Here is a 13,921-nt window from a genome sequence, read left to right on the forward strand (position 1 = left end):
CCGGGCGCGGTCAGCCCTCGTAGTGGTCGGCGACCAGTCGATCCAGCAGCCGCACGCCGTATCCGGAGCCCCAGGACTGGTTCGTGTCGCTCGCCGGCGAAGCCATGGCCGTACCCGCAATGTCGAGATGGCTCCACGGCACATCGCCGACAAAACGCTTCAGGAACTGCGCCGCCGTAATCGATCCGGCGTGGCGGCTGCCGACATTCTTCATGTCGGCAAACCGGGAGTCGATCATCTTGTCGTATTCCGGGCCCATCGGCATGCGCCAGACGCGATCGCCGGTCACCTCGCCCGCTTCAAACAACTGATCCGCGAGTTCGTCGTCATTGGCGAACATGCCGGCGCGGTTCTGCCCCAGCGCAATCAGGATTGCGCCGGTAAGGGTCGCGAGGTTGATCATGAATTTCGGCTTGTAGGTTTCCTTGCAGTACCAAAGCGCGTCGCACAGGACGAGCCGGCCCTCGGCGTCGGTATTGATGACTTCGATCGTCTGGCCCGACATGGAGGTGACGATGTCGCCCGGACGTTGGGCATTGCCATCCGGCATGTTTTCGACCAGCCCGATAATGCCGATGACATTGGCCTTCGCCTTGCGCGCCGCCAGTGCATGCATCAGCCCCGTAACGGCGGCGGCTCCGCCCATATCGCCCTTCATGTCCTCCATGCCGCCGGCAGGCTTGATGGAGATGCCGCCGGTATCGAACACCACGCCCTTTCCGATAAAGGCGACGGGCTTGTCCTTGGCCTTGCCGCCTTTCCAGTGCATCACGGCGAGCCGTGGCGGACGGACCGAGCCCTGCGCGACGCCGAGCAGCGCGCCCATGCCGAGCTTCTTCATTTCCTTTTCGGTCAGAATCTCCACCTCGACACCAAGCGCGGACAGCGCCTCGGCACGAGCGGCAAACTCCACCGGGCCGAGAATGTTGGCCGGCTCGTTGACCAGATCCCGCGCGAGCATGATGCCACGCGCGATCCCCTCAGCGGTCTGCCACGCCTTCTTGCAGGCGGACGACTTGTCGCTCATCAGCGTGACCTTTTGCGCGGAAGGCTTTTCGTCCTTTTCGTCGCCGTCTTTCTTCACGGTCTTGTATTTGTCGAAATCATAGGCGCGCAGCAGCATGCCCTGGGCGAAGTCCGCCGCGGCTTCCGGCGAGATATCGACACCGTCGCATTCGAGCAGAACGGAAACGTTCTTTTCCGACGCCGTCTTCGCGCGCACGGTGCCGCCAAACGCCGTCCAGTCGGACGGCTTGATTGCATCGGCATCGCCGATACCGACGATCAGGATCCTGTCGACCGGAGAACCGGCCGGCGCGACGATATCGACAACCGATTTCGCCTTGCCGTCGAATTTCGAAACATCGATCGCCTTGGCGATGACGCCGGAAGGATCGGCCTCCTCCGCCATTGCCGGCGGTTTTCCGCCCTTGGCCACCAGAAACACGGCAGCGCCCTTTTTCGGCGCGGTTGATTTTGCGAAGGTGAAAGTCGGATGAACGGTCATGGAAATCCTGCAGGGTTGCGGCGATGTCGGAGACGCTCACGAAAAGCTTACAAGCGCGCGTGCGTCCACTCTTGATTTTGGTGTTCGCTGTGGCGATAGCAAGGGCACGCGCCTGCGGCAACGTTCTATTAACCAAGTCCCTTCGCAAAAAATTCAGCACGCGGGGCTTTATTGTTAATGAAGCATTGCGGAAGGCCGGACCTTTTTATCGACTTCACCGAGGCTCATGACGACGCGCAGTGAAGTGGCCAGCGCAGCCAAGACCCGAGGACATGCGTCTTGAATATCCTGCAGCGCTATATCTTTCGCCGGGTTGTTGTCCTCAGCATTGCCTCCTTCGTCGCGGTGTTGATCGTCGTCTGGGTGACCCAGATTCTTTCGCGGATCGACTTCGCGATCGTTACGGGCGCTTCGCTCGCCGCTTTCTTCAGGGCAGTCGTACTGATGACGCCGGCGCTGGTCGGGGTGATCCTGCCGATTTCGATCGTCATCGGCATGGTGCAGGTGCTCAACACGATGAATGCGGATTCGGAAATGCCGGTCATTTCGTCTGCCGGCATGTCGCGGATGATGGTCGCCAAACCCATTCTCGTGACGTCGGCCATCGCGAGCATTCTGGTTCTGCTGTCCAGCCATTTCGTCGAGCCGCAATCGCTGCGCGGGCTCCGCAACGCGCTGGTCTCGATGCGCACCGATCTCGTCTCGAACTTCCTGCGGGAAGGCACATTCACGAAGCTCGACGAGAACCTGACGATCTATATCGACAGGAACCTGCCCGGGAACGTCCTGTCCGGCATCATGGTGTCGGACACCAGGGATCCGGCGACCGAACTCATCTACTATGCACAGACCGGTGTCGTGACGGAGATCGACGGGAATGATGTGGTTGTCATGACCAACGGCCAAATTCACCGTGAGAACGTGAAGGACGGTTCCGTGTCCGTTATCCGTTTCAATTCCTATGCGATATCGCTGTCACAATTCGGCTCGACCGCGACCACAGCGTCGTACTATCCGCCGATGGAGCATGACACAATCGAACTGCTCAATCCGGATCCGGAGAGCTATTACGCAAAGAAAACGCCGGACTGGCTGCGTACGGAATTTCACCGGCGCATGACAGACTGGCTTCATCCGTTCCTGTACGGCCTCATCGCGCTCGTCGTCGCCGGACAGACACGGTCACATCGCCAGAACAGCTTCAACACCTTCTTCCTCGCTGTCGGCGCAACCCTTCTTTACAAGGGTGCGGCCTACGCCGCCTACGGGGTCGCGCGTCACGACAGCGGACTGGCGTGGACACTCTATGCGATACCGCTTGGCGGGATCGTATTGTCGGCAGGGATGTATCTGAACGGCATAACCGTTGCCGCGCCCGACTGGATCGCCCGGGTGGCGACAGAGCTTTTTGATGCAGTCCGGCGGTTCCGGATCCGTCACGCACGCGCAAGGACGACGTGACGAAATGGGTGGCACGCTTCGTTCATATTTCTTCTTCAAGGCGTTGAACATGATCCTCCTGTTCATGCTTGGCGTGATCGCGCTCGCCTTCCTGATCGATTTCACCGAATTCTCGAACCGCACGGGCAATCTGCCGCAATACAGCGTCGCGACGGCTCTCATGCTTTCGGTTTTCCGGATGCCTTACATCGTGCAGGTCGCCCTGCCCTTCATCGTGCTCTTCGCGACGACCGCGATGCTCATGCTCATGAACCGAAAATACGAGCTCGTCGTCGCCCGGTCGGTCGGCGTCTCGGCGTGGCAGTTCCTGTTTCCGGTCATGGCAGCGGCGCTGGTAATCGGGATTTTCACGATCACCGTCATCAATCCGGCCGGTACGCACGGCTTTTCCTACGCCAATGCGGTCGAGGGCGAGTGGCGCGCGAGGCCGTCGAAAGGCCTGCTCAACCAGGAGAGGCCCTGGCTGAGGCAGGCACAGGACGATGGTGGCAGCATGCTGATCGGAGCGACCCGCGCCACACCGGAGGGCGCGACACTCTACGAGGCCGTCTTTCTGGATATCGATGCCGACCACATCATGCGCCGGCGCATCGACGCGGCTACAGCGAGACTGGAAGACGGACGATGGGTCCTCGACGACGTCACGATCAGCCGGGCCGGCCGGTCGGAGAAGCAGGAGCGGATGGAAATCCCCACGGCGCTCAATATCGCCGTCATCAAGGAAGCACTGGTTCCTCCCGAAATGATCTCGATCTATGAACTGGGCGGGCAAATCGAGGCCGCAAACTCCTTTGGCGTTTCGGCCTATCCCTTCCGGATGCAGTTCCATTCGCTCATCGCGATGCCCGCGCTGCTGGTGACGATGTCGCTCGTCGCAGCCACCGTATCGCTTCGGTTCGTGCGATCCGGCCAGTCCTCGACCATGATTCTGACTGGCATGGGTGCCGGCTTCGTGCTTTATGTTTTAACAGCGGTCACGAAATCTTTCGGGAGTTCGGGACAAATTCCCCCGGTCCTGGCCGCATGGCTGCCGGTAGCGGTTGCGACTCTCTTCGGCGTCGCGTATTTGCTTCATCGGGAGGACGGGTAGTGAATGGAGCGGCGGGACAGGTGTTGTCCAAACACTTGAAATTATTGATGCTCGGGATTGCCGCGACCGCTGTTCTGGGCAGCGGTTCCGTAACGACTCCCGTTCATGCGCAGACCGTTCAATCCGTCGCCGGCCTGACCGGCGTCGACGACGATTCACCGCTGCTTCTGCAGGCCGACGAACTGGTCTATGACCGCGACCGCCAGACCGTTGCCGCGGTCGGCGGCGTTCAGGTCGATTACGGCGGAACCCGGATGGTCGCGGACCGTCTGGTCTATAACCAGATGACTCGCCGCCTGGTCGCCATCGGCAATGTCGAGATTCTCCAGCCCGATGGAACGCGCGCCACGGCAGACGAATTCGACGTGACCGACGATTTCCGCGAAGGGTTCGTCAACGCGTTGCGCATCGTCACGCCCGACGAGACCCGTTTCGCCGCCGAGAGCGCGGTGCGAGAACGCGGCGAAGTCACGACATTCAACAACGGCATCTACACGGCCTGCGCACCCTGCGAAGAACACCCGGAAAAGCCGCCGATCTGGCAGATCAAGGCGCAGCGCATCATCTGGAACGGGACGGAAAAGACCGTCCGTTTCGAGAATGCGTCCTTCGAGTTTCTCGGCGTGCCACTCGCGTCGCTGCCGGTCTTCACGACCGCCGATCCGACGGTGAAGCGCAAGACAGGCTTTCTTGCTCCAAGTTTCCGCTTTTCGGATGAAACAGGTTTCGGCGCGTCGATCCCCTATTTCATCGCTCACGCCCCGAATGCCGACCTTCGGCTCACGGGAACGGGCATGACGCGCCAGGGGTTCCTCGGCGAGGCGGAATTCCGTCACCGGCTGACCAACGGCATGTATTCCCTACAGATCGCAGGCATCCATCAGATGGCGCCTGGCGCATTCAGTACGGCGCAGGATTCATCCAACACCAATCGCGGCATGATCGGCACCAAAGGCCGGTTCGAAGTCAATCCGCGCTGGACCTTCGGGTGGGACGTGCTCGCCCAGACCGACAAGAACTTCTCGCGCACCTACGAGATCAAGGGCTTCACGGACAGGGTACAGCGCAACGACATCTACCTGACCGGGCTGAACGACAGGAACTTTTTCGACCTGCATGCGATGAGCTTCGATGTGCAGGAGAGCGACGCAGACGGCACGGGGCGCGACGCTTTGCAGCCGTGGGTGTTGCCGACCTTCGACTACAACACGATCAGCGACTATCCGCTGGCCGGCGGCGAGTTGTCGTTCAACGTCAATGCGCGGGGAATCTGGCGGGACGACGAAGATCAAAACGGCATTTACGGAGACGGAAATTTCTCCACACACGGGTTGGACGGAACGAACGGCCGAATTACTGCGGAGACTGACTGGAAACGTACCTTCGTCACAACCGGTGGTCTAGCGATTTCCCCGATAGTCGCGGCGCGCGCCGACGGCGGCTATCTCAATACAACGACTACGGGCTTTACTTCAGACACCGACGCAATGATCGCAGGTGACGGCTCGATGAGTCGCTGGATGGTGACAGCTGGCGTCGAGATGCGCTGGCCTATTCTCTTCACCACCGCCCAGTCGAGCCATGTCATCGAGCCGATCGGACAGATATTCGTACGGCCCGACGAGACGGACGCCGGCATGTTCGCCAACGAGGACGCACAGAGCTTCGTCTTCGACACGACCAACCTGTTCGAGCGGGACAAATTCTCCGGCTATGACCGCGTCGAGGGCGGGACACGCGCCAATCTCGGCGTCAGATATACCGGCGCCGTGGGCGACGACATCGCGCTGTACGGAATGTTCGGCCAGTCCTATCACCTCGCCGGCATGAACTCCTTCGCAGCGCCGGATATGGTGAATGCCGGCGCCGACTCCGGTCTTGAAACCGATGTGTCCGATTTCGTCGGCATGGCGGGCGCATCCTATGAGGACAAGTTCTCCACCGCCGTTCGCGGGCGTTTCGATGAAAAAACATTCGATGTTCGCCGGGCGGAAGCGGAACTGGCCTACACCTCTCATGCGCTCGTGGCGTCCGCGGGCTACGCCTATATCGACGCGCAGCCGACATACGGATTCGCGACCGAACGCCAGGAGGTCAACGGCAGCGCCACATTGCGTTTCGAGGAGTTCTGGCGGGTCTCCGGCAACGCGACCTACGACATCACCAATCGGCGGCTAGCGCGAACCGGAATTGGCCTCGCCTATGACGACGAGTGCTTCGCTATCGGCCTCCACTGGCTACAGACCCGCGACAACACGAACGTGAAAACGAACACGTTCGGCTTCAGGATCGCATTGCGCACGCTTGGCGATTTCGGGACCGACATCAACGATTCCAGCAACTACTAGAGTTTCGTGCCGTCATGCTTTCGCCCAAGATATGGGGCATCGCGACGATCAGAAGCCCGTATAGCGGGGTGGCAACGACAAACAGAATGGCGGATTGGACATGACTGGCTGGACCAAAGCACTTCGCAAACCGAGAACCATGGCTGCCGTGCTCGCGCTGACGATGGCCATTCCCGCGACATCGCTCGTTTCGGTTTCCTCGGCCCAAGCCTCGGATATCAAGGTCGTTGTCAACGATCAGGCTGTAACGTCCTACGACATCGCGCGCCGCAAGGCATTCCTGCAGTTGCAGCGGCGGAAGGGCAACCTCACCCAGATGGCGACCGACGAGCTTATCGAGGAAGCGCTGAAGCGCAGTGCCGTCCAACGCGCCGGATATCGCATTCCCGAGAACCGTGTGAACGAGGCCTTTGCGATTTTCGCGCGCGGCAACAAGATGTCGACGAAGCAGATGACGCAGATCCTGAATCAATCCGGGGTCACGGCAAAGCACTTCAAGGAGTTCATCAAGCTTCAGATCGGATGGGGACAACTCGTTCAGGCGCAGTCCGGCCGACGCGCCGGGCTGATGAACGAGCAGGAAGTCGTCGCCAAGATGCTGGAGCGCGGCGGTCCCAAGCCGACTTCGACGGAGTATACGCTTCAAAAGGTCATCTTCGTGGTTCCGAAATCGCAGCGCGGAAGGCTGGCTCAGCGCCGTTCCGAGGCGAACTCCATGCGCGGCCGTATCGGCGACTGCTCGAACACGATCGCCGTGGCAAGCCAGTTGCGCGACGTGACCGTGCAGGATCTCGGCCGGGTGCTTGAACTGCAATTGCCGGATGGCTGGAAAGACGAGGTCAGCGGTTTGCAGGCGGGCCAGACCACCCGTACCAAGGATTCCGAGAATGGCGTCGAATTCCTGGTCGTTTGCCGTGCGCGGCAGGTCTCGGACGACCGTGTCGCACAGTTGCAGTTTTCCACCGAGGAGCTCAAGAACGGCGGCAACTCCGGCGAAGACCTACTGAAACTGCTGCGCGAAAACGCCCGTATCCAGCGCCGCTGACGGATCACGGCCAGGGGATGCAATGAACACGGTTTCACCGCTGCCGCTGGCCGTTTCGATCGGAGATCCCGGCGGCATCGGTCCCGATGTCATCCTCGCGGCCTGGAGAATGCGCCGCGAAGCGGAGCTTCCGCCCTTCTACGTCCTTGCCGATCCCTTTCAGCTTGCTGCGCGCGCGCATGAATTGGGGTTCGATCTCCCGATCATCGAGTGCGCGCCGAGCGATACAGCCGCGCATTTCGACGCCGCGCTGCCCATTTTCGCCCTTCAGAACCGGTTTTCCGCCGTATCAGGCGCGCCGGACGCAGCCAATGCGCCGGGTATCATTGAAGCCATAGACAGGGCCGTCGCCGATGCAATGGAAGGCCGGGCGGCCGGTATCGTGACCGCACCGATCTCCAAGAAGCCGCTTTATGATGCGGGTTTTCGTCATCCCGGACACACCGAATATCTGGCGGCGCTGGCGAAGCAGCATACCGGCAGGGACGTGCTGCCGGTGATGATGCTTGCCGGACCGAAGCTGCGCGCAGTGCCGGTGACGATCCATATCCCGCTCCAGCGCGTGTTCGACGACCTGACCACGGAGCTAATCGTCGAGACCTGCCGCATCGTGCATCGCGACCTCGCCGCGCGGTTCGGCATCGCCTCGCCCCGGCTCGCTGTTGCCGGTCTCAATCCTCATGCCGGCGAAGGCGGCGCGCTCGGCTCGGAGGACAACGACATCGTCCTTCCGGCGATCGAGCAACTTGTCGCTTCGGGCATCGACGCACGCGGCCCCCTGCCCGCCGACACGATGTTCCATGATCGCGCGCGCGCGACCTACGATGCGGCCATATGCATGTATCACGACCAGGCGCTGATCCCGGCCAAGACGCTGGGTTTCGACGACAGCGTCAACGCCACGCTGGGGCTTCCCTTCATACGCACTTCGCCCGACCACGGAACGGCGTTCGACATTGCCGGCACGGGCAAGGCACTGCCCGACAGTTTCATCGCGGCCCTGCGCATGGCTGCCGAAATGGCCGGAAACAGCCGGAGGGCGGAAGCGGCGTGACCGACGCGGCGGAACAGAAAACGGCAATCGACGGATTGCCGCCGCTGCGCGCGGTGATCGAGAAGCACGGTCTCGCGACGAAGAAATCGCTCGGCCAGAATTTCCTGCTCGACCTCAATCTGACCGGACGGATCGCGCGGGCGGCGGGCGACCTTGAGGGGCACACGGTCATCGAAGTCGGCCCCGGCCCCGGCGGTCTCACGCGGGCCCTGCTGATGCATGGCGCGGCGAAGGTGGTCGTTATCGAACGCGACGCCCGTTGCCTGCCGGCGCTGGAAGAAATTTCAGCGCATTATCCCGGCAGGCTCGAGATCGTCGAAGGCGATGCCCTCAAGGCGGATTTCGCAACGCTCGCCGGCGAGAAGCCCGCCAAGATCGTCGCCAATCTGCCCTACAATGTCGGCACGCAACTGCTCGTGAACTGGCTGGAAACCGAGCCCTGGCCGCCGTTCTTCGACTCGCTGACGCTGATGTTCCAGCGCGAGGTCGCGGAACGCATCGTCGCGGCGCCCGGCAGCGGTTCATACGGACGTCTCGGCGTGCTCGCCGGGTGGCGAACGGAGGCGCGCATCCAGTTCGACGTGCCGCCGCAGGCCTTCTGGCCACCGCCCAAGGTCACGTCCTCGGTCGTGCATCTGGTTCCGCGCCAGGACCCTATCGCCACGGATGCGCGCCGCCTGTCACTGACGACGCAACACGCCTTCGGCCAAAGGCGAAAGATGCTGCGCCAGAGCCTGAAAGCGATCGGCGGTCAGGCGCTGCTCGATGCCGCCGGCATAGACGGGGCGCGGCGCGCGGAAACGCTTTCCATCGAGGAGTTCTGCCGCCTGGCGAACGCGTCGACCTGAGGAATCAGGGCTTTTCTTTCAGCAGGCCGTCAACGAAATCGAACAGGCCGGGGCGGCGGTCCCGGCGCAGCCGCTCGGCCTTGACGATCGCGCGGACGTTGTCGAAGGCGCGATCGAGATCGTCATTGACGATGACGTAGTCGTAGGTGCGCCACTGCTCGATTTCCGTCGCGGCATTGGTCAGGCGTTTCTGGATCGTCGCTTCGTCGTCTTCGGCCCTGCGATGCAGGCGCGCCTTCAGTTCCGCCATCGTCGGCGGGAGCACGAAGATCGACACCACGTCGGCGCGCATCTTCTCGGCAAGCTGGTGCGCGCCCTGCCAGTCGATATCGAACAGAATGTCACGGCCGTCGGCCATGGCCTGCTCGACCGGATCGCGTGGCGAGCCGTAAAAATTGCCGTGCACCTCAGCCGATTCCAGAAGGTCGTCACTGTCACGCATCCGCTCGAAGTCGCGCGGTGTGATGAAATGATAATGGACACCGTCGATCTCGCTTGCGCGCCGGGCGCGCGTCGTCACGCTGACGGAAAGTTCCAGCCCGCCATCCGTTTCGAGCAGATTGCGCGCGATGGTGGACTTGCCCGCGCCCGACGGCGAGGACAGGACCAGCATGAGACCGCGCCGCCGGATCGAGGCGGAAGGCGGTCGTTTGTCTCCGGCGTCCGTCATGATTTTCTTCTCACTGCAAATTTTGAACCTGTTCGCGAAACTGGTCGATTACCGCTTTCAGATCGAGGCCGATGGCCGTCAATGCGGCGGACGACGACTTCGAGCAGATCGTGTTGGTTTCGCGATTGAACTCCTGGGCGAGGAAATCGAGCTTGCGACCGATCGGGCCGCCTTCGGCAAGCATGCGCTGTGCTGACGTCGCATGCGCACGCAATCGATCCAGTTCCTCGCGGATGTCGGTCTTGGTCGCCAGAAGCGCCGCCTCGGCGTGCAGGCGTGCCTCGTCGAACTGGCCTGAGCCGTCCAGAAGCGCGCTGACCTGTTCCTTGAGCCGCTCCCGGATCGCTTCTGGCCGGCTGCCGGGATCCGCCTCCGCGCGATCGGTGAGACCGGAGATCGTCGCGACATGGCCAGAGAGTATGGAGCGCAAGGCTTCGCCCTCGCCGACACGCGCAATCACAAGCGCGTCGAGCGCTTCGTCGAGCGCGTCGAGGCAATGCTGCTCGGCGAGCTCGGGATCGAGGTTTACGTCGGTGTCGTCGGACAGTACCACGCCGCGCAGTGACAGGAGGCCATCGGCCGTCGGCGGCGCAATCGCGCATTCGTCCGCCAGCTTCCTTGCGGTTTCCGCGATCAAGCGAAAGCGCTCTTCGTCGACAGGCGTAACGACACCGCCGGACACCGGTTTGGCGGAGAGGAAAACCTGCACGCTGCCGCGCGCGACGCGCTCGGAGACGCGTTTCTTGATCGCAGATTCCAGCCTTTCCAGGCCGGATGGCAAGCGCAGGCGGATATCGAGGCCCTTGTTGTTGACGGAGCGGATATCACACGCCGCCTCGACGCCATCGGCACGGCGCGCGGCGCTGGCGAAACCGGTCATGCTCTGCACTTCGGTCATTGTTCGCTCCACGCCGCAATCGAACGCGCGCGCCGCAGACCGGTCATCAGTTCCCGGCCGGCTGGCTTTCGCCGTTCGCTGCCGCTTCCTCCGCAGCCTTTGCTGCCTCTGCCGCGCGCTGCCGTTCGATCTCGCGCCAGCGGCGCACATTGGCGTTGTGCTCGGCCAACGTCTTCGCGAAGACGTGCCCGCCGGTTCCATCGGCGACGAAATAGAGATCGTCGGTGACCGACGGGTTGGCGACGGCTTCGAGGGCGGCGCGGCCCGGAATCGCGATCGGCCCGGGCGGCAGGCCGACGATCTGGTAGGTGTTGTAGGGCGTCGGCTTGTCGATATCGGACCGATAGATCGGGCGATCGGACGGTTTGCCCTCGCCGCCGAACAGGCCATAGATAATCGTCGGATCGGACTGCAGTTTCATGCCCTTGCGCAGACGGTTGATGAAGACTCCGGCAACACGCGAGCGTTCGTTCGGGACCGCGGTCTCCTTCTCGACAATGGAGGCCAGGGTGACGAACTCGTTGATGTCTTCGATCGGAAGATCGGCGCGCCGGTTCGCCCATGTCTCCTCGATGATCGCGCGCTGCTGCGCTTCCATCGTGCGGATCAGTTCGGCGCGCGTCGTACCGCGGGAGAACTTCTGCGTGTCTGCGACAAGCATGCCTTCTTCCGGCAAGGTCTCCGGCATCTCGCCCGTAAGAAGCTCGTTTTCCGCGACGCGATCGAGAGCCTGCGCGACGGTCATGCCCTCGACCACGGTCAGGGGATGAAGGATCGCCCTGCCCGACACGAGGATATCCATGATTTCCTTCATGGAAGCATTCGCCTTGAACTCATACTCGCCGGCCTTGAAATCGGACTCGTGGCCGTAGACGCGGACGCCCGCCTCGAAGATGCGTGCGTTGGAAATGATGTTTCGGCTTTCGAGACTCGATGCAATCTGCCCGAGGCTGGCGCCAGGACGCACGGCGTGGGTGACGGCGAGCGAGCTCGGTCCGGCTTCCTCGAAACGCACTTTGCCGTAATACAGCGCGCCGCCGATGGCGATCATGCCAACGACGACCAAAGTGATAAGGAAGTTGAAGAAGACGACGACCTGGCTTCGAGCCTGACGGGCCCGGCTGGGCGGACCTACGGCCGGTTCGGGGCGAAGCGCCTGTTTCGGCGATTGCAGGATAATGCGTTCGTCGCGCGTATCGCGAAAGCCGCTCGGCTGACTTCCATCCATCGGCCTGCGCCCAAATTGCTGATCGGTGCTCACGTCGAAACCCTATGCTGATCGCCGATTTTCACAGCGTAATCGTGTCGATACAAGTGTCCGGGCCGCGTCAGACGTATCTATCCATATGATTCATTACGCGCCGGAAGCCGGTACCGTGTAGAAATGAATATGGCGAAACCTTGCTGTGCGGTCACGCCTGATAGCGGCGCAGGACCAGCGAGGCATTGGTTCCGCCGAAACCAAACGAGTTCGACAGCGCCACATTTATCTCGCGCTCACGCTTGACGTGCGGCACGAGGTCTATCGCTGTCTCGACGTCTGGATTGTCGAGATTGAGCGTCGGCGGCGCGACATTGTCACGGATCGCGAGCATGCAGAAGATCGCTTCGACGGCGCCGGCCGCGCCAAGCAGGTGGCCGATCGACGACTTGGTCGATGACATGGAAACCTTCGAGGCCGAATTTCCGACGACCCGTTCGACGGCGCCGAGCTCGATCGTATCGGCCATCGTCGAAGTGCCGTGCGCGTTGATGTAATCGACGTCGGCCGCCTCGATGCCGGCGCGCTTGAGGGCGGAGCGCATGCAGCGTTCGGCGCCCTCGCCGTCCTCGGACGGCGCAGTGATGTGATAGGCATCACCGGACAGGCCGTAGCCGATCACTTCGGCATAAATCTTCGCACCGCGCGCCTTGGCGTGTTCGAGTTCCTCAAGCACGACGATGCCGGAGCCCTCACCCATGACGAAACCGTCACGGTCGCGGTCGTAAGGCCGCGAAGCGGCGGTCGGATCATCGTTGCGGTCAGTCGAAAGCGCCTTGCACGCCGCGAACCCGGCCAGCGAAATGCGGCTGATCGGCGATTCCGTGCCGCCGGCGACCATCACGTCGGCGTCGCCCAGGGCGATCAGACGGCTGGCATCGCCGATGGCGTGGGCACCGGTCGAGCAGGCGGTGACGACCGAATGGTTCGGACCGCGAAGCTTGTGGCGAATGGATACCTGGCCGCCGGCCAGATTGATCAGGCGGCCGGGAATGAAGAATGGAGATACACGGCGAGGCCCGCGGTCGCGCAGCGTGTAGCCCGCCTCCACGATTCCCTCGATACCGCCGATGCCCGATCCGACAAGCACGCCCGTCGCGATCTGATCCTCATCGGTCTCGGGATGCCAATCGGCATCGGCGAGCGCCTGATCGGCCGCAGCCATCGCGTAGAGGATGAAGGGGTCGACCTTGCGCTGTTCCTTCGGCTCCATCCAGTCGTCGGCATTGAACGTGCCATCGGAGCCGTCGCCAACCGGAATGCGGCAGGCGATTTGAGCGGGCAGATCACTCACATCAAACTCAGTTACCCGACCGGCACCACTCTGGCCGTCGAGAATTCGTGTCCATGTGTGATCGACATTTCCGCCCAATGGCGAAACCATGCCGATGCCGGTAACGACAACGCGCCGCAGATTCATCGCACTACACCTGAAAACGCCGGCGGATCTGCCGCCGGCGTGGGTAAGCTACAACGCCGATCAGGCGTTGGCTTTTTCAATGAACTTCACGGCGTCGCCGACCGTCAGGATGGTCTCGGCCGCATCGTCGGGGATTTCGACGCCGAATTCTTCCTCGAAGGCCATCACGAGTTCGACGGTGTCGAGGCTGTCCGCGCCGAGATCGTCGATAAAGCTCGCGCTTTCGGTTACTTTCTCGGCATCGACGCCCAGATGTTCAACAACGATCTTTTTGACCCGTTCTGCGATGTCGCTCATGTCGGTTCCCTCGACTTTGGAG

12 protein-coding genes are annotated in these 13,921 nt (G+C 62.1%); 6 read left to right on the forward strand and 6 right to left on the reverse strand.

Annotation, left to right across the window (positions count from 1 at the left end; all coding sequences use genetic code 11):
* Positions 1–10: 10 nt before the first annotated feature.
* Positions 11–1,507 (reverse strand): leucyl aminopeptidase, encoded by a 1,497-nt coding sequence (locus ACQK2M_RS17310; RefSeq protein ID WP_425418813.1) that lies wholly within the window; start codon positions 1,505–1,507, stop codon positions 11–13.
* Between the two features lie 279 nt (positions 1,508–1,786).
* Between ACQK2M_RS17310 and ACQK2M_RS17315 the strand changes: the two genes are divergently transcribed.
* From ACQK2M_RS17315 to rsmA, 6 genes are all read left to right on the forward strand, one after another.
* Complete coding sequence (locus ACQK2M_RS17315) at positions 1,787–2,968, forward strand: LptF/LptG family permease (RefSeq protein ID WP_425418814.1); 1,182 nt, start codon at positions 1,787–1,789, stop codon at positions 2,966–2,968.
* A 4-nt stretch (positions 2,969–2,972) separates the two neighbouring features.
* Positions 2,973–4,058, forward strand: a complete 1,086-nt coding sequence (gene lptG / locus ACQK2M_RS17320; RefSeq protein WP_223476903.1) for an LPS export ABC transporter permease LptG — start codon at positions 2,973–2,975, stop codon at positions 4,056–4,058.
* Positions 4,059–4,105: 47 nt separating this feature from the next.
* The gene (locus ACQK2M_RS17325; protein ID WP_425418815.1) at positions 4,106–6,406 is read left to right on the forward strand and encodes an LPS-assembly protein LptD; all 2,301 of its coding nucleotides are present in this window, start codon (positions 4,106–4,108) and stop codon (positions 6,404–6,406) included.
* 100 nt (positions 6,407–6,506) lie between these two features.
* Positions 6,507–7,451, forward strand: coding sequence for a peptidylprolyl isomerase (locus ACQK2M_RS17330; RefSeq protein ID WP_425418816.1), 945 nt, complete (start codon positions 6,507–6,509; stop codon positions 7,449–7,451).
* 22 nt (positions 7,452–7,473) lie between these two features.
* Positions 7,474–8,505, forward strand: a complete 1,032-nt coding sequence (gene pdxA, locus ACQK2M_RS17335) for a 4-hydroxythreonine-4-phosphate dehydrogenase PdxA (RefSeq protein ID WP_425418817.1) — start codon at positions 7,474–7,476, stop codon at positions 8,503–8,505.
* The gene (gene rsmA, locus ACQK2M_RS17340; protein WP_425418818.1) at positions 8,502–9,353 is read left to right on the forward strand and encodes a 16S rRNA (adenine(1518)-N(6)/adenine(1519)-N(6))-dimethyltransferase RsmA; all 852 of its coding nucleotides are present in this window, start codon (positions 8,502–8,504) and stop codon (positions 9,351–9,353) included. Before pdxA ends, rsmA begins: the two co-directional genes overlap by 4 nt.
* Positions 9,354–9,357: 4 nt before the next feature.
* Here rsmA and gmk read toward each other — a convergent pair whose 3' ends face one another.
* From gmk to ACQK2M_RS17365, 5 genes are all read right to left on the reverse strand, one after another.
* Positions 9,358–10,023 carry a guanylate kinase gene (gene gmk / locus ACQK2M_RS17345; RefSeq protein ID WP_425418819.1) on the reverse strand — a complete coding sequence of 222 codons (666 nt, stop codon included), beginning with the start codon at positions 10,021–10,023 and terminating at the stop codon, positions 9,358–9,360.
* 10 nt (positions 10,024–10,033) lie between these two features.
* Positions 10,034–10,921, reverse strand: coding sequence for a YicC/YloC family endoribonuclease (locus tag ACQK2M_RS17350; protein ID WP_425418820.1), 888 nt, complete (start codon positions 10,919–10,921; stop codon positions 10,034–10,036).
* 46 nt (positions 10,922–10,967) lie between these two features.
* Positions 10,968–12,149: an endolytic transglycosylase MltG gene (gene mltG, locus ACQK2M_RS17355; protein ID WP_425418821.1), complete on the reverse strand. Its 1,182-nt coding sequence runs from the start codon at positions 12,147–12,149 to the stop codon at positions 10,968–10,970.
* Between the two features lie 184 nt (positions 12,150–12,333).
* Positions 12,334–13,596 carry a beta-ketoacyl-ACP synthase II gene (fabF, locus tag ACQK2M_RS17360; protein WP_223477269.1) on the reverse strand — a complete coding sequence of 421 codons (1,263 nt, stop codon included), beginning with the start codon at positions 13,594–13,596 and terminating at the stop codon, positions 12,334–12,336.
* Positions 13,597–13,662: 66 nt separating this feature from the next.
* Positions 13,663–13,899, reverse strand: coding sequence for an acyl carrier protein (locus tag ACQK2M_RS17365; protein WP_223476911.1), 237 nt, complete (start codon positions 13,897–13,899; stop codon positions 13,663–13,665).
* Positions 13,900–13,921: the final 22 nt, after the last annotated feature.

The organism is Oricola indica, from assembly GCF_965227485.1.
GTDB lineage: Bacteria > Pseudomonadota > Alphaproteobacteria > Rhizobiales > Rhizobiaceae > Oricola > Oricola indica.

Bases quoted from the DNA above. Each gene is read 5' to 3' on its own strand.
- ACQK2M_RS17310 (WP_425418813.1), bottom strand. From the start codon at position 1,507: ATGACCGTTCATCCGACTTTCACCTTCGCAAAATCAACCGCGCCGAAA.
- gmk (WP_425418819.1), bottom strand. From the start codon at position 10,023: ATGACGGACGCCGGAGACAAACGACCGCCTTCCGCCTCGATCCGGCGG.
- ACQK2M_RS17350 (WP_425418820.1), bottom strand. From the start codon at position 10,921: ATGACCGAAGTGCAGAGCATGACCGGTTTCGCCAGCGCCGCGCGCCGT.
- ACQK2M_RS17330 (WP_425418816.1), top strand. From the start codon at position 6,507: ATGACTGGCTGGACCAAAGCACTTCGCAAACCGAGAACCATGGCTGCC.
- lptG (WP_223476903.1), top strand. From the start codon at position 2,973: ATGGGTGGCACGCTTCGTTCATATTTCTTCTTCAAGGCGTTGAACATG.
- ACQK2M_RS17325 (WP_425418815.1), top strand. From the start codon at position 4,106: ATGCTCGGGATTGCCGCGACCGCTGTTCTGGGCAGCGGTTCCGTAACG.
- pdxA (WP_425418817.1), top strand. From the start codon at position 7,474: ATGAACACGGTTTCACCGCTGCCGCTGGCCGTTTCGATCGGAGATCCC.
- mltG (WP_425418821.1), bottom strand. From the start codon at position 12,149: ATGGATGGAAGTCAGCCGAGCGGCTTTCGCGATACGCGCGACGAACGC.
- ACQK2M_RS17365 (WP_223476911.1), bottom strand. From the start codon at position 13,899: ATGAGCGACATCGCAGAACGGGTCAAAAAGATCGTTGTTGAACATCTG.